This window comes from Paenibacillus thermotolerans (assembly GCF_028745515.1).
Classification (GTDB): domain Bacteria; phylum Bacillota; class Bacilli; order Paenibacillales; family YIM-B00363; genus Paenibacillus_AE; species Paenibacillus_AE thermotolerans.
Genome location: NZ_JAQZSG010000062.1, coordinates 1 through 15,388 on the forward strand (window position 1 = coordinate 1; position 15,388 = coordinate 15,388).

A 15,388-nucleotide genomic window follows, 5' to 3' on the forward strand; every position below is an offset into this window, starting at 1 on the left:
TGATGTGAAAATTGGTGTGTGAGGTTTTATGCAAGGCTAGTGCTCCAAGTGATGCTATTTTTGTGCGCCGACAAATCTTACTTCTCCGATGCCATATCCAGCAGCCGCGAAATATCGTCGGCGACCGTCTTGTCGGGGCGGGAGGCTTGCAGCTTCGCCGTAATGCTGTCGAGCAGGTCGAACGCTTGCGGATTCGTTACCGTAAGCACCTTGACTTCGCCGCCGCCGAACATCGACTTCACCCGATTTTTCGCCTTCGTCAGGCTGTCGGCTCCCCCTTGCGTCGTGCCGTGCGGACCTTCATTTACCGCCCCTTTGCCGGAAAGCCCCGCCGTATGGCTCAGCACCTTCGCTTGCAGGTTATCGTACTGGTCTGCGGAAAACGTCGTTTTCTCCTGCGCCAGTATGACCGTATCGTCCAGTACGAATACTCTCACGCCTTCAATCCCGTCACCCGTAAGTCTCGAACGGATATGCGAGGAGATGCCCCCCTCATGCAAGCCGGAGGAGCCGATCAAGCTGTATACGTTCATCCCCATTCCGCTGGCTGTATGTCCGGTCTCATTCGTCGTTTCCGTCTTCGGTCCGTTATAGCTCGGGATGACGCGGGTATCGTGAACATGTCCGCCCCTGATCGCCATCGGTTCCGGCTGCATGCCGGCATTGTCGTTATCTCCCGCGTAATTTTGGTTCCCGCATGCGCTTAAAAGCACTGCCGCGCCCAACATCGGAACGCATATCATCTTCCATCTGCCATTCATGATCATTCGCCTCCAACTGTTTTTCCGTATGATGCCCCTATCTGGATATTTCATGTATGAATGGTATTTTGCGGGGCACAATACCCCTAACCATAAAATAGACGCAGAACAGGGGGCATATGTGATGAGCAATCAGGATGAAGCCCGCAAGCCTCAATCGGGGCAAGGCGATTCGCAATCGATGTCGCGTAGAAAGTTTTTGGTCAATTCCGGTTACACCGTGGGAGGAGCGATTCTGGGCGGAGTGATCGGTTACTTCGTTCCGAAGCCGGACACGGCCCAGCACGAGCCGCCGGCGGATCAACAGCCGCAGCCGCAAAAAAACTACACGGACGCGCTCATGTTTTTCACCCAAGAGCAGTTCAACATTACCCAAGCGGCAACGGAGCGAATTTTTCCGGCCGACGACAACGGTCCGGGCGCAACCGATCTGGGAGTGGCTTACTTTATCGATCATCAGCTCGCCGCCGAATGGGGGTATAATGCGAGAGACTACATGCAGCCTCCGTTCTTTGTCGGCGAGAAGGAGCAAGGCTACCAAGGACGGCTGAACCGGCGGGAAATATTCAATATCGGGCTGCGCGAGATGCAAAACTACTGCCAAACCAAATACAGCAAAGCATTCACAGCCTTGGCGCCGGAGGAGCAGGATGCCGTTCTCACCGCGTTCCAAGAGGACGAGGTAAAGCTCACGACGATCTCGGCCAGCGGATTTTTCAGCCTGCTGCGCAGCAGCACGCTGGAAGGCGTATACAGCGACCCGCTCTACGGCGGTAACCGAAATATGCAAGGCTGGGCGATGCGGAGCTATCCCGGAAGCCAGATGGCCTATACGCAAGTGATCGAAAAAGATTTTACGAAAATTCAACCGAGAAGCTTAAGGGATCACGTAGCTCATTCGTGACCAACATAAGAGGAGCATTGAGATGGCGAAAAAATTACCGAAAGTGGATGTCGTAATCGTCGGGGTCGGATGGGGCGGAGGCATCATCGCTTCCGAGCTAACCAAAAAGGGCATGAACGTCGTCGGATTGGAGAGAGGAAGAGAAAGAACGACGGAAGATTACTTTATGGTGCATGACGAGCTTCGGTACGCGCTTCGTTATGAGCTGTTTCAGGATCTTTCCAGGGAAACGATTACGTTCCGAAGCAATGAAAAAATACGGGCGCTTCCGATGCGCCAATACGGATCGTTCCTGCTTGGCGACGGGCTCGGCGGAGCAGGGGTGCATTGGAACGGGCAAACGTACCGCTTCCTTCCTTACGATTTTGAAATCCGAAGCAAAACGATTGAAAGATATGGAAAAAATAAAATCCCCGAGGGTATGACGTTACAGGATTGGGGTATTACATACGACGAGCTTGAGCCGTATTTTGATAAGTTCGAGAAAATGGCAGGCATTTCCGGCGAGGAAAACCCGCTGGCAGGCAAACGCTCGGGCCCGTATCCCACCCCGCCGATGTTGCAAAGCCCGCCGATGAAACGGTTTGCGGACGCGGCGAAGAAGCTGAATCTGCATCCGTATATGGTGCCTTCCGCGAATTTGTCGGCCGCTTATAAAAACCCGGACGGCGTGTCTCGCGCCCCGTGCCAATATTGCGGCTATTGCGAGCGGTTCGGCTGCGAGTACGGGGCTAAGGCCGATCCCGTTGTGACCGTAATTCCCGTCGCGAAGAAAACCGGCAAATTCGAAATCCGCACCTATTCGTACGTGCGCCGCATTTTACATACCGGCGGCAAAGCGACCGGAGTGATGTATACGGACCTGACCACGGGAGAAGAAATCGAGCAGCCGGCGGATATCGTGGTGTTGACCAGCTACGTCTTTAATAACGTTCGCTTGCTGCTGATGTCGGGCATCGGCAAGCCGTACGATCCCGCGTCAGGCACCGGAGTCATCGGAAAAAACTACGCATATCAAGTAATCAAGGGGAACGCTGCCGGGTTTTTCGATAACGAGCAGTTCAATTTGTTTGCCGGAGCGGGCGCCTTGGGCATGAGCTTGGACGATTACAACGGAGACAATTTCGATCATTCGGAATTGAATTTTATTCACGGTGGAAATATAGCCTATACGCAGACAGGCCAACGGCCGATCCAGAACAATCCGATTCCCGAAGGAACGCCCAAATGGGGAAAGGATTTCAAAGCGACTTCCTTAAAGTATGCGAACAGCGTGTTATCCATAGGCAGCCAAGGGTCGTCCATGCCTTACCGGCATCACTTCCTCGACCTCGATCCGACCTACAAGGATGCGTTCGGGGATCCGCTCATGCGGATTACGTTCGATTTCGAGGAGCAGGACCGTCAGATGGCAAAGTTTCTTGCCGATCGTGCTGCAGAGATTGTAAAGGAAATGGGCGCCACCCATGTCCAATCTCTGAAGGAGCTCGGGCCTTACGAGATCACAACGTACCAGTCCACTCACAATACGGGCGGAGTCATTATGGGCGCGGACCCGGGAACTTCGGCGGTCAACAGCTATTTGCAGATGTGGGATATGGAAAACTTGTTCGTCATCGGCGCTTCGGCTTTCCCGCACAACAGCGGCTACAACCCGACGGGTACAGTTGGAGCGCTCGCGTACAGGGCTGCAGAAGGAATCGAAACGTACAGCAAAAAAGGCGGAATACTCGTTTGATGCAACGGAAAGCCTAATGCAAAGGAGAAAGAGGAATGAAGCTGAAAAAATTGTGGCTGTTAGCCGGCTGCATGGCGCTTGCCGGAGCCGTTGCGGCTTGCGGCGGCGGTGGTAACAACAATGCGAATCAGCCTGCGGCACCTTCTGAAAATACGGGTCAAACAGGCGGAAACACGACGGAAACAACGGACGATCTCGAAGCGCAGGCGATGCCCATTTACGAAGCGAACTGTCTTGCTTGCCATGCGGCGGATATGTCCGGGGGCGGGTCGTTCCCCAATTTGCAGGCGGTTGGCGGCCGGCTGAACGCCGACGAAATCCACAATCGGATCAGCAACGGAGGAAACGGGATGCCTGCCTTCAAAGGGGTTATAACCGATGAGGAAATTCAGACATTAACCGATTGGCTGTCCACTAAAAAATAAGGCGTATACCCGTCCGTCCCCCGAAGGGAAGGGCGGGTATTTTTGTTTCCGATCCATTTCTTAAGAATTTCTTATGAAATTGTTTCACTCGTCTTAATCCGGCCCCTCTATACTAAGTACATGAGCTTAACTTGCAGGGTGGTGTCCGTCATTGAAGACGAAGATGTTTCAAGATAAATTGAATGTATTGAGATCGGTGGAAGAAATGTGCTATTCGATCTGCGTATACTTGCTTCGCAGCGAGCAGGCGGCTGCGCAGGCGGCCAAACGGTCCCTCATTGCTTTGTTTGAGGATCAGCAATTTTGGACAAGCGATCCGAAGGATCAGCTGCACCGGATGCGCGAGACGGCGGTCCGCGAATGCATCCGGCACACGCACAAGAAAGGGGAATACGCCCATGCCAAATGTTGAGAAGCACCCGCTGCTTGCCATTATGCTTACAGTCATTCCGGGCTTCGGTCATTTTTACATCGGAAAATACGGACGAGGCTTGCTGTATGCGGCAGGCGCAATAGCGCCGTTGTTTTTATTGTTTTTTATCGCGGTAGTCGGCCACGGGCTGCAGAAGGAGCACTTGGTGCTGTTGGTTTTGTATTGGCTCTTGCTGGTGTTCGTCAGCTTTATCGATATGGCGGTGACGCTGTCCCTCAGGGGGCAGGCTCAGCAAGCCTCCGCCGCTTACCCGGCTCCTTCGGACGACCGCACCGAGCGCTTCCAAACGGCTCTTCTATCCGTAATCCCTGGATTGGGTCATATGTATCTTGGTCTGTTGCAGAGAGGACTTTGTTTTTTCGCGGCATTTTTCGGCGGTGGAATTTTGAGCGTTCTTATCGCCTTCCTGACGCGCAACGAAAAGGTGCTGCTGCTCGGTCTTATAGCGATGCCGGTAATTTGGATTTTCGGCCAATGGGATGCGGCGCACGCGCTGCAGCAGAAGCAGAAGGGAGAGCTCTTTCCTTCCTGGGGCGCTGCGATCGAGCAAAGAAAGCTTGCGGCGCTTTTGTTCTCGCTATTTCCGGGGGCCGGCCATTTGTATTTGGGTCAACGGCGCAAAGGCGTGCAGCTGATGGCATTGTTTCTGCTTTCCTTATATCTCGGCGATCAGCTCGATTTGACGCTGCTCGGGTACGCTCTTCCGATGATTTGGTTTTACGGCGTCTTTGACGTATATCATCGGTATGCGGAATATCTCGAAACGGAAGAGGCGCTGCCCGGCGGCTGGATCGTATGGATCGGTTGGTTTCTCATTCTTACCGGCTTTCTCGGTCTCATCGACAAAGCGATGTTCGAGCTTGCCGCCAAATGGTTACCGGAATGGAACGTTCGATATTGGACGATGCAGTACGTTCGCCCGGCTTTATTTTCCGTCGTATTGATTGTTGTCGGCGTTAGGATGCTTCTTAAGAAAAATAAGGGCGCTTGAGCCGTATTACCGAAGTAACGTCTATGTAGTGCCGTACATTGTGACTTTCCTCAATATTCGATGTGACTGCCTCTTGCTATGATGAGAGCATCATATTGAAGGGGAGAAACAAATGGGCATAAATAAAAAGAGTACTGTGATTGCAGCAGGACTGGTTGCGTTATCGGCGATGCTATCGGGCTGCGGATCGTTTCAGGTCGGAGGCACGTCCGAGGATTACGTGATTGCGGAGGAGAGCTACTCGGTCGGAGAGGTTCGAAGCATACTTTTGAAATCGGATATAACCGATGTTTACATCGAAGAAAGTATGGATGACGAGATTCATTTGAAGGTAACGGGAAACAAAACGGCGAAAGATAAGCTGAAGGTCGACACGAAGACGAGCGGGGACGGATTGAACGTCCAATTGAAGCATAAGAGCGGCTTTAACTGGTTCGCGATTACCAAAAGCAAGCTGACGCTCGAGCTTCCCGCCGCGGAATACGAGAAAATCGAGATCGGAACGGCCACAGGCGATGTGACTTCTTCGGCTATCGCGGCGCGCGCGTTAAAGATCCAAAGCTCCACGGGCGATTTGAGCTTAGACGGTTATGAAGGCGGCTCGCTGTATGCGAAGACGGATACAGGCGATATGGTGATCGACGAAGTGACGGCAGCCGGTACCGAGCTGAAAAGCTCCACGGGCGACATTAGCGTGCGGTACACGGAGCTTGGCAGCAATGTCGGAATCGAAACCGATACCGGGGACATCCAATTGGAGATTGCCGACGGTCAGCTTGCGGGAGACGTAGATATCGATTCCGACACAGGGGACGTACTGGTGAAGCTGCCGAGGGGCCAGTCGAATGTGACTGTCGATTTGAACAGCTCGACCGGAGACGCGATTGCAAATTTCGAAGGAATGGATTACGAGCATAAGGCCGAGCACCGCGTGGAGGGCCGATTGGGCGACGGCGGCCATAAAGTGAAGGTTGTCACCGCCACCGGAGATATTTCTGTTGTGGAGTGAGTGCTTGGATAATATACTAATAGCATCGAGGGAAGCGCCTCACACGGCTTGCGCGGGTTATTGCAGCTTTGTAGAGGCGCTTCTTTGCCGGTAAATCATAGTTGAGAGAGGAAGAAGAGGATGAACTTTGGGAGAAGCGGCAACCCGACGTTAAACGAAAAAACGTTCGAACGCTACGGGGGAGCGGCCTATTCGCAGGGCATGACGCTCGAGGGCACGGTAAACAAGACGTTAATCGCCTTCATCATCTTGGTTGCATCCGCATTGTACACCTGGAATATGTACTTCGACGGGCATAACCCGACGACGTTCATGGTTGCCGGCGTAATCGGAGGAGGCATTCTCGGGTTGCTGACGTCGTTTATCCCGCGGATCGCCCCTTTCACCGTTCCCGTGTACGCACTGCTTGAGGGCATGTTCGTCGGCGCGCTGTCGGCGATGTATGAAGCGGAATTTTCAGGCATTACGGTACAGGCCGTGCTGCTGACGTTCGGTGTATTTCTGGCGCTGCTTTTCGCGTATAAGACAAGGCTGATCAAGGCGACGGAAAACTTTAAGCTCGGCGTCTTTGCGGCAACGGCGGCCATTGCGATCGTTTACTTGGTGAATATCGTGTTGAATTTGTTTTTCAGCATGAGCGTTCCTTACTTGCACGATACGGGCTGGATCGGCATCGTGATCTCCTTGGTCATTGTGGCGGTTGCGGCTCTGAATTTAGTGCTCGATTTCGATTTTATCGAGAACGGTGTCCGCGCCGGCGCACCGAAGTACATGGAGTGGTACGGTGCGTTCGGCCTGATGGTGACGCTGGTATGGCTTTATATTGAGATTTTGCGGCTGCTTGCGAAGCTGAGCAGACGGGATTAGAGGGGGCTCCCGCAGCGATGCGGGGGCTTATTTATTCGGCCATAGGCGGTGTACCGGCAATATGCCCGCCGCGATTTCCGCTAACGGACACGACAGACGCTATATCGCCGATTTTGGCACTGTTATTTCGCTAACGGACATCACAGACGCTATATCCCGATTTTTGGGGCTGATCGCTGCTTTTTCGAGGAAATAACTGCAGCAGTGTCCGTTACAGCTGTAACCTCCGTTCAAAACGCCGAATAACTGCAACTGTGTCCGTTAGAGCGAACCGCCGGCCATACGATAGGCCCGATACCTGAGATTGCCGCTCCTACCGACGAGCAGCCCTTTGCTGATCAAATCGGTGAAGCATACGGATTGTGCCGCTGCAGCAAACGTATTTCACTTCCCTGCGACTCGCCTGCTGCGCATATTTCGCTTTACAAAACTAATAGTATTAGTTAATATACTAATATAAATAATAGTCACGAAAGGTGAATCCGACCATGAGAATCGTAAAGCAAAGCGATGTTACCCAATTGACGACGCTCCCGAATTTGTTTCCGGTGAACTGCTACCTCGTGGAGGAGGAGAGCTCGCTCACGCTGATCGATGCGGCGATGCCCTTCAGCGCGGCAGGCATCATCGCCGAGGTGAAGCGGAGAGGGAAGCCGCTGACGCACATCGCGCTGACGCATGCGCACGAGGACCACGTTGGCGCGCTGGACCGGCTGAAGGCGGAGTTTCCGGATGCATTGGTCGCCATATCCGAACGCGACGCCAGGCTGATGTCCGGCGATCGAAGCCTTGAACCGGGCGAGGCAGATGCGCCGATTCGCGGCGGCGTGCCGAAGAAGCTGCGAACCCGGCCGGACGTCCTGCTGAGTGAAGGCGACAAGATCGGCTCGTTGCGGGCGGTTTGCGCGCCGGGTCATACGCCGGGGCTTATGGCGTTCCTGGACGAGAGATCGAACGCGCTGATCGTAGGAGACGCTTTTCAAACCCAAGGGCGCTTGGCGGTAGCCGGGCAGACGGTTTGGTCGTTTCCGTTTCCGAAATTCGGGACATGGGATGCGGCAACCTCGCTGCAAAGTGCGAAAAAGCTGCTGAAGCTAACCCCTTCGCTGCTCGCGCCGGGTCACGGAAACATGCTGCCGCAGCCTGCCGAAGCGATGGAACGGGCAATACTGCAAGCAGAAAGAGCATTGGAAGGAGAGATGGAGCATGGCGCCAAGGCCGGGTCTTGATACGAACAAGGTCGTGCTGGCGGCGGCGGAGCTGGCCGACGAGCGCGGCTTTCACCAAGTGACGCTGGCGCTTCTAGCGGACAAGCTGAAGGTGCGGACACCGTCGCTGTACAATCATATCGGCGGATTGCCCGAGCTGCAGATGCGGCTCGCACTGATGGGCATCGAACAGCTGAGGCAGACGATCGTGGAAGCCGCGGTTGGGAAGACGGGGAAAGCGGCGCTGCTGGACGTCGGAGTCGCTTATGTGCAATACGTTCGGCGCAGACCCGGGTTGTATGAAGCCGTGAATGCCGCAGCGAGGATGAAGGATGAAGAAATTCAGGCCGCCTCCGCAAAAATCGTCGACGTGATCATTAAAGTGATGTCCATCACAACGATGGAGCACAAAGACATCATTCACGCCGTCCGCGGGCTGCGAAGCATCGTCCACGGCTTCGCGCTGCTCGATATGGCGGGCGGCTTCGGCATCCCGATAGACCCGGACGAAAGCCTGCGCAAAATATTGAACACCTATTTGGACGGTCTGTTCGGGTAGCCTCTGGATATAGGGGGTGGGACTATGCTACACTACACTTACAAAAAAGGAGGCGTAAGTTCGTGACAGACGACAAGGAATTGCCGAAACAAGAGGATGCGGATGCGGCGAGCTGCCACACGGAGCTCTCCGAACGGAAAAGCCATCATTCCGAGAAGGTAAAAAGCAATATCACCAGCCGCCTGAACCGTATCGAAGGCCAAGTCCGCGGCATTAAGGGATTGGTGGAGCGCGACGCTTACTGCGACGATATATTGAACCAGATCGCTTCGATCCAATCGGCGTTGAACGGAGTCGGCAAGCTGCTGCTGGAGCACCATCTCAAGAGCTGCGTGATCGAACGCATTCAAGAAGGGGATACCGAGGTCGTAACCGAGCTGCTGACGACGATGAATAAATTGATGAAATAAGCGGCAATTATATATAGGGAAAATGTTGACGGATTATAGGGTACGGGGGTATACTAGGAACATACCAAATAAAGGAGCTGTTTTTGTGATGACGAACGTCGTATTGCAAGTACAAGGCATGAGCTGCAACCATTGCGTAAACTCCATCGAGAAAGCGCTGAAGGAAATCGGCGCGACGGGCAGCGTCGACTTGGGCCAAGGTACGGTAGCGGTACAATACGAAGAAGGCAAGCTGTCTCTTGACGCGGTAAAAGAAGCGATCGAAGAGCAAGGATACGATGTCGTAGGCTAATGAGAAGAAACATTGTCATCTCAATCCTGAGCATTGCTCTGATTGCCGTACTTGCCGCGTGCTCGTCGCAGACCGCATCTCAAGGGGACGGCGGTCACGAACACGGGCATGATGCCGGGGCCGGCGAACACGGCGGTGACGGGCACAGCCATGACGGCGCGGGCGGCGAAGCGCAAGCGCTGCAGGCGATATTTTCTTTCCCTTCGGGGACTCCGAAGCCCGGCGCGGACACGGAGCTATCGATCCGGATTCAAGACGATTCCGGAACATCCGTCAACGATTACGATATCAGCCACGAGAAGCTGATGCATATCATTATTGTCAGCCGCGATTTCTCCTTCTTTAACCATATTCATCCCGAATTTCGAGGGAACGGGACGTTTACGGTGAGCACGCAGTTTCCGGCCGGCGGGGATTATAAAATTTTCGCCGATTTCGTACCGAAGGGGGGCTCGGCCGCGACGATCAGCAAGTGGGTCGAGGTCGGCGGCGGAAAAGCGGACGAGACTGCGATTGTGCCGGACGGTTCTCTTGTAAAGACTGTCGACGGCAAAGAAGTCGAGCTGTCGATCGACAATTTGAAGGCGAATGCGGACGCGACACTAACGTTCACGATCCGCGACGAAGCGACTAAGGAAGGAATCGACAACCTCGAGCCTTATCTCGGAGCGGTCGGACACGTCGTCGTGTTGTCGGAGGATGCGGAGCATTATTTGCACGTTCACCCGATGGACGAGAAGACGAGCGGGCCGGATGCGGTATTTATGACGTCGTTCCCGCACGCAGGCATCTTTAAAATTTGGGGGCAGTTCCAGCACGAGGGCGAAGTGTTTACGGTGCCTTTCGTGGTCGATGTTCCTTAACAACGTAAGCTTCCGCGATGCGGGAGCTTATTTTTTTGTTGCAAGTTTTTCCAATATCGGTTATTGTCATTCTGGAAATCCAGAATGGCAGGGGGCAGCATGAATTGATGGGCATGAGGAGTTTATGTAAGACGGTATATTTGCTGATGGTAACAATGTTGCTTGCCGGTGCGTACGCCTCGATTGCGGAGGCCAAGAGTGCGGCCGTGCCGTGGAAGCTGCTTCCCGCGAACAACATTTCCGCGGACCTGAACGATCTTGTTTACGATGGAAAAGGCACATACGCGGCTGTCGGGGATGAAGGGGTCATTTTATATTCGAAGGACGCTATTCGCTGGCAGCAGGTAAAAACGTCCGTGACGAGCAACCTTCATGCGATCGCTTGGAACGGCAAGCGGTTCGTAGCCGTCGGCGATAACGGAACGATTCTTCATTCGACGAACGGGATCGAGTGGAATAAACAGACGACAGCGGTGTCGTGGAAGCTCGGCGACGTGCTGCCGAAGCGGGATCAAGCGAATTATTTCAAGAAGTACAAAGGCAAGACCGTTAACAGTCCGGTAAAGGCGATAAGCACGCAAGTGCGCGATGTGATATGGGACGGGAAACGGTTTGTCGCGATCGCAACGGTCGGAACCGACAATTCCAATGTGATCGGCGGATGGATGGAGGCGGTAGGCACCTCTGCCTACGGGGAAGCGTGGACGTTCGATCCGATAAAGGAGGCGGTGACGCGCACGGGTGTGCCGAAGCGGGACATTTGGCAGCTGAATGCGATTGCGAAATCGGTAAACGGCTACGTCGTCGTTGGCCAGGGCAGCCTTCTGCGTTCTACGGACTTGAAGACTTGGGTGATGGACGAGAGCATCAAGGGCGACCTTAACGATATCGCTTGCAGTAAGGCGGCTTGCGTGGCGGTCGGCTGGGACGGGCTGATGGCCAGTTTGTCCGACCGGAACATAAAGGCAAGAATGACAGGAATCGTCTACTTCTCTGCAAATGATCGGGATTGGAAAGAGATTAAGCATGAGAAAAACTTTATGCTCGCGGATGTCGAGGCGTCGAAAGAGAGCTACGACTTTAACGGTTTCATTTATTTGGATCTGCATACGGTGAATTGGAACGGGGAGCGTTTTACGGCAGGGGGGGTGTACGGCGCAACCGTCTACTCGAAGGACGGGAAGGATTGGGACATTTCGAAGAGCATGCATCAGAAGATTTATGACGTGAAGTCTTTCTTTTCACTTTTTTATGAAAAATATCAAGGCATCAACGCGGATATGAACAAAATGATTTGGGACGGGAATCGATACGTGTCTGTCGGTAACCGGGGGACGATCCAAACGTCGTACGACACGCACGATTGGTCGGTATCGCTGCCGAATCCGAATCCGTATTATGTGTGGAAATACGACGGGGCGCATCACATTTATTCGTCGGCGAATTTCGATTTGAACGATCTGCTGCAGCACATCGGAAACTCCGATATCCGCATTCGGCACGTCCGGGGCGACGCGTATATCGGCGATGATTTGCAGGAGTTCAATTTTTCGGCGAATACGCCCGAAACGTACATTCCTCTGTCCGAATGGAAGGCAAATTTCGACAAAGCCGTCGAAGACAATGTAAAGGGCGGCATCTACAGCGCTTTGAGCACCGCCGAGGTCGAACAGGTGAAGAAGCGTGTAAAAATCCGCGCGATCGTCATTCAAGATTCCGAGGAAAAAGTAAAAGCGTTCTTCGAAAAATATAAGGCGTACTTTGAGGGAATCCGGGTTGAAGAGTACAAGGCGTAAAGTGTATCGATTTTTCACCGTTTTTCTCGAATATTGTCGATCTTTCTCCTTGTCAATGGGGCTGATTTTCCATATACTGAAACTATTAAACTAGTAAATGTTTCAGTCGATAGAACCGATAAAGGCAAAGCACTCGAAAGGGTGTGACGCAAAGCCATGGGTCTAAAGCCCGGAGACATGCTCCGAGCCATGATTGCCAGGCCGCCGAAGTTGTGGAGCGACATGCTGTTGCTCTTATAGACCCGTGCGGCCGTTTTTACGGTTGCGCGGGTTTTTGTTGCTGCGGGAACGGTTCTCGGACAAAAAGGGAGGCGTCATGGAAGCGTTCATACGTATGGGCTTAACGGCGGCTGCCATTTCGGGACTTGTGGCGGCGAATGTTGTGTTCGCGAGCGAGAGCGGTTCGTACGGCAAAACGGAGCAAGGCCGGTTATTCGGCTCGGATTCGGTCGCCAGGGAAGCGAGGCTGCTGAGCGCATATGAGCGGAGCGAGCGGCCGGAATTCGAGCAACGATTCCGGATTGTTAGGGGCGGAAAAATCGGATATGCGGATGTTTCCGGGGAGATCGCCGTGGTGCCGGCATATTCCGACGGCGGCAGCTTCTCGGAGGGGCTTGCGCCGGTAGAAGCCGGCGGAAAGTGGGGCTATATCGACGAGCGGGGAGCGATTGTCATTCCGCCGCAGTTTGAGAAAGCTTATGCATTTTCCGAAGGACTTGCCGCCGTCGTTGTTGCGGATACGGGCAAAGCGGGCTTCATCGACAAGAGCGGTGCGCTCGCGGTCCCGGCGGTTTTCGAGGAGGTCGGGCGGTTTTCGGAAGGCTTGGCCCGTGCCGTCATTCGTGGAAAGACCGGCTATATTGACCGGGAAGGCATGTTTGCCATTCCGCCGAAGTACGAGTACGGCTTCGAGTTTAGCGGCGGTTTCGCCGCCGTTCATGACGGCTCCGGCATCGTGTTTATCGATGCTGAAGGATCGGAGCGGTTCGGGCGGCGCTTCGGACTGCAGTCGAGAAGCTTCGGAGAAGGATTGGCTCCCGTGGAAGCGTACGGAAGGTTCGGATTCATCAATGAAAGAGGGGAAATGACAATCGAGCCGCAGTTCGACTATGCGGAGCAATTTTCGGACGGATTGGCGCTGGTAATGAAAGACGGTATGGTCGGCTTCATCCGGAAGGACGGTTCCTATGCCATCGAGCCTTTCAAGGGGCAGGCGCATCCGTTCGCGGAAGGGCTGGCGGCCGTATTTGAAGGCGGAAAAATCCGGTATATCGACCAAACGGGGAAAACCGCCATCGTTCTGCCCCCCGAAATCGAGGACGTCTCGGATTTCGAGAACGGCCTCGCCAAGGTGATCAGCGGCGGAATCCCGTATTATATCGATCGGGAAGGCCGGTGCGTCACGATACGAAGCGAAGCCCGATGATCCCGATAATGACAAGAGAAATAAACAGCATTCGAAGCCAATGCTTCGATTCCCGGAAAAACATCATGCCGGCGATGACGCTCCCCACGGAGCCGATCCCGGTCCAAACGGCGTAAGCGGTGCCGATCGGCAGCGTCCGCAATGAGAGCGAAAGCAAGTAAAAGCTGAAGAATCCGAAGATGAGGCTGGCTGCGGCCGGCTTCCATTTGCGGAAGCCTTCCGAAAGCTTCAGAGCGGTAACGCCGCCGATCTCGCACAGCCCCGCCAAAAACAAAAAGATCCACGCCACGGCTTTCGTTCACTCTCCTTTGCCCGGACGCGGCGTGTTCTCCGCGCCGGCCGGCATTTCCGAAGGCACCAGCCTCAGCCCGACGATTCCTGCGATCAGGATCACGATAAAGATGATTTTGCCCGCACTCGCTTCTTCTCCTAAGAACGCCATTCCCGCGATCGCCGCCCCGGCGGCTCCGATCCCCGTGTATACCGCATAAGCGGTCCCGACAGGCAGCAGGCTCATCGACTTGGTGAAAAAATAAATGCTTATCAAAATAGCGATGACCGTTAGGATGCTCGCCGTCCGGTTCGTAAACCCGTCCGACAGCTTTAACCCGATCGCCCACCCGATTTCAAGCAACCCTCCGACGAATACATAGATCCAAGCGATATTCATGCTGCGTTTCCTCCTATGTATATCTTGAAAGTGGCATATTTGCATTATAAATAATAAAGCGTCCAAAGAAAAAGAAACGGCGCATAGCCCGACGGTACAACCGTTTCGTGCAACCTTTCCGGAGGTTCGTTCGTTAATGCTAGTAGAATAACGGACAGGGGGATGAATCCATATGGTTAATAAAATGAAATGGTTGGCGGTGCTTGCCGTCTTTACATTAGCGGTTGCGGGCTGCTCCGGAGCGAACGGGGGCGGCGCCGAATCCGGAGCGGATGACGGCACTGAGATCCAGGAGCCGGCCGGAACGGGCGACGATACGGTAACGCCGGAGGAGCCGGCGGATGATTCTTCAGATGTGCAGCCGGGACAGGAGGAGCCTGCGACGGACGAGACGCCGGCGGATGGCGCTGGAAGCTCGGGCTCGGTCGGGACGGCGGGAAATGCGGAGTTTGTGACCGCAGGAGAGCCGAAAGAGATCGAGACATCGATCGAGGGCATGACCGAGAAAGTGAAGGTTACCCCGTACGCGATTAAGGAATTTGGCATTTCTTACGACTTGCGGACGGACATGGGCGAGCCGGAGGTTGACGCGGACGCGCAAACCGTTACGTACGCAACCCAAATGGGGGACGAAGTGGCCCGGATCGTTGTGCGGATTATGATAAATACATCGGTGAAAGACGCCGTGCAGGCTATGAAGGAGCAGATGGAAGCAGACGGCTTTACGTCCGGCGAAGGCGTGAAGGTAATTACCGATTCGTATTCGGTGCCGTTCAACATGGCGAACTATCAAGGCGATAACGTATATGCCGGATTTAAAGTGTTCGGCGCAGGGGAGAACGCTTTGGTCGTCACGCACAGCTACCCGTTCGAAGCCGGCGACGGCATGGGCGCCGTACTGAACGAGATGCTTCAGTCGTTGAAAGTATCGGAATAAAATAGCCGGAGACCGGAAATCGGGTATCGATGCTTGCGCATGAACCCGGCGGTTTTTTTTTTTCTACAACTGACCAATTAACGTACAAAACTTAGTTTC

The 15,388-nt window shown here is 54.1% G+C and carries 18 protein-coding genes and 1 riboswitch; of the genes, 15 read left to right on the forward strand and 3 right to left on the reverse strand.

All coding sequences use genetic code 11. The annotated features are described in order from the left end of the window. Positions 1–77: 77 nt before the first annotated feature. Positions 78–761, reverse strand: coding sequence for a hypothetical protein (locus tag PT964_RS25420; protein ID WP_274366170.1), 684 nt, complete (start codon positions 759–761; stop codon positions 78–80). A 124-nt stretch (positions 762–885) separates the two neighbouring features. Here PT964_RS25420 and PT964_RS25425 point away from each other — a divergent pair, with 124 nt between their 5' ends. From PT964_RS25425 to PT964_RS25490, 14 genes are all read left to right on the forward strand, one after another. Continuing rightward, complete coding sequence (locus PT964_RS25425; RefSeq protein WP_274366171.1) at positions 886–1,665, forward strand: gluconate 2-dehydrogenase subunit 3 family protein; 780 nt, start codon at positions 886–888, stop codon at positions 1,663–1,665. Positions 1,666–1,687: 22 nt separating this feature from the next. Continuing rightward, the gene (locus PT964_RS25430; RefSeq protein WP_274366172.1) at positions 1,688–3,403 is read left to right on the forward strand and encodes a GMC family oxidoreductase; all 1,716 of its coding nucleotides are present in this window, start codon (positions 1,688–1,690) and stop codon (positions 3,401–3,403) included. 35 nt (positions 3,404–3,438) lie between these two features. Continuing rightward, entirely contained in the window at positions 3,439–3,828 is a 390-nt protein-coding gene (locus PT964_RS25435; protein WP_274366173.1) for a c-type cytochrome, read from the forward strand. 151 nt (positions 3,829–3,979) lie between these two features. Continuing rightward, positions 3,980–4,240 (forward strand): hypothetical protein, encoded by a 261-nt coding sequence (locus PT964_RS25440; RefSeq protein ID WP_274366174.1) that lies wholly within the window; start codon positions 3,980–3,982, stop codon positions 4,238–4,240. Beyond that, on the forward strand, positions 4,227–5,252 hold the full coding sequence (locus PT964_RS25445) for a hypothetical protein (RefSeq protein WP_274366175.1): 1,026 nt from the start codon (positions 4,227–4,229) through the stop codon (positions 5,250–5,252). The genes PT964_RS25440 and PT964_RS25445 overlap by 14 nt, the downstream gene beginning before the upstream one ends. 112 nt (positions 5,253–5,364) lie before the next feature. Further along, a complete protein-coding gene (locus PT964_RS25450; RefSeq protein ID WP_274366176.1) occupies positions 5,365–6,261 on the forward strand; it encodes a DUF4097 family beta strand repeat-containing protein in 897 nt (298 codons plus the stop codon). Between the two features lie 120 nt (positions 6,262–6,381). Beyond that, positions 6,382–7,128: a Bax inhibitor-1/YccA family protein gene (locus tag PT964_RS25455; RefSeq protein ID WP_274366177.1), complete on the forward strand. Its 747-nt coding sequence runs from the start codon at positions 6,382–6,384 to the stop codon at positions 7,126–7,128. Between the two features lie 488 nt (positions 7,129–7,616). Beyond that, positions 7,617–8,357: an MBL fold metallo-hydrolase gene (locus PT964_RS25460; protein ID WP_274366178.1), complete on the forward strand. Its 741-nt coding sequence runs from the start codon at positions 7,617–7,619 to the stop codon at positions 8,355–8,357. Then, entirely contained in the window at positions 8,335–8,895 is a 561-nt protein-coding gene (locus tag PT964_RS25465; protein WP_274366179.1) for a TetR/AcrR family transcriptional regulator, read from the forward strand. Before PT964_RS25460 ends, PT964_RS25465 begins: the two co-directional genes overlap by 23 nt. 80 nt (positions 8,896–8,975) lie before the next feature. Next, positions 8,976–9,305 carry a metal-sensitive transcriptional regulator gene (locus tag PT964_RS25470; protein ID WP_274366186.1) on the forward strand — a complete coding sequence of 110 codons (330 nt, stop codon included), beginning with the start codon at positions 8,976–8,978 and terminating at the stop codon, positions 9,303–9,305. Between the two features lie 88 nt (positions 9,306–9,393). Beyond that, on the forward strand, positions 9,394–9,597 hold the full coding sequence (locus tag PT964_RS25475; RefSeq protein WP_274366180.1) for a cation transporter: 204 nt from the start codon (positions 9,394–9,396) through the stop codon (positions 9,595–9,597). Next, positions 9,597–10,460 carry a hypothetical protein gene (locus tag PT964_RS25480; RefSeq protein WP_274366181.1) on the forward strand — a complete coding sequence of 288 codons (864 nt, stop codon included), beginning with the start codon at positions 9,597–9,599 and terminating at the stop codon, positions 10,458–10,460. The genes PT964_RS25475 and PT964_RS25480 overlap by 1 nt, the downstream gene beginning before the upstream one ends. A 146-nt stretch (positions 10,461–10,606) precedes the next feature. Next, positions 10,607–12,256, forward strand: a complete 1,650-nt coding sequence (locus tag PT964_RS25485) for a WD40/YVTN/BNR-like repeat-containing protein (RefSeq protein WP_274366182.1) — start codon at positions 10,607–10,609, stop codon at positions 12,254–12,256. A 113-nt stretch (positions 12,257–12,369) separates the two neighbouring features. Continuing rightward, positions 12,370–12,465: riboswitch (cyclic di-GMP riboswitch) on the forward strand. Between the two features lie 107 nt (positions 12,466–12,572). Next, positions 12,573–13,682, forward strand: a complete 1,110-nt coding sequence (locus tag PT964_RS25490; protein ID WP_274366183.1) for a WG repeat-containing protein — start codon at positions 12,573–12,575, stop codon at positions 13,680–13,682. On the opposite strand, the gene PT964_RS25495 is transcribed toward PT964_RS25490, so the two are convergent. Together PT964_RS25495 and PT964_RS25500 are read right to left on the reverse strand one after the other, a co-directional pair. Continuing rightward, positions 13,657–13,971 (reverse strand): DMT family transporter, encoded by a 315-nt coding sequence (locus tag PT964_RS25495; protein WP_274366184.1) that lies wholly within the window; start codon positions 13,969–13,971, stop codon positions 13,657–13,659. The two genes, PT964_RS25490 and PT964_RS25495, sit on opposite strands and share 26 nt — an antisense overlap. A gap of 9 nt (positions 13,972–13,980) precedes the next feature. Beyond that, on the reverse strand, positions 13,981–14,352 hold the full coding sequence (locus tag PT964_RS25500; protein WP_425262800.1) for a DMT family transporter: 372 nt from the start codon (positions 14,350–14,352) through the stop codon (positions 13,981–13,983). A gap of 172 nt (positions 14,353–14,524) precedes the next feature. Here PT964_RS25500 and PT964_RS25505 point away from each other — a divergent pair, with 172 nt between their 5' ends. Beyond that, a complete protein-coding gene (locus PT964_RS25505; protein ID WP_274366185.1) occupies positions 14,525–15,289 on the forward strand; it encodes a hypothetical protein in 765 nt (254 codons plus the stop codon). Positions 15,290–15,388 lie beyond the last annotated feature (99 nt).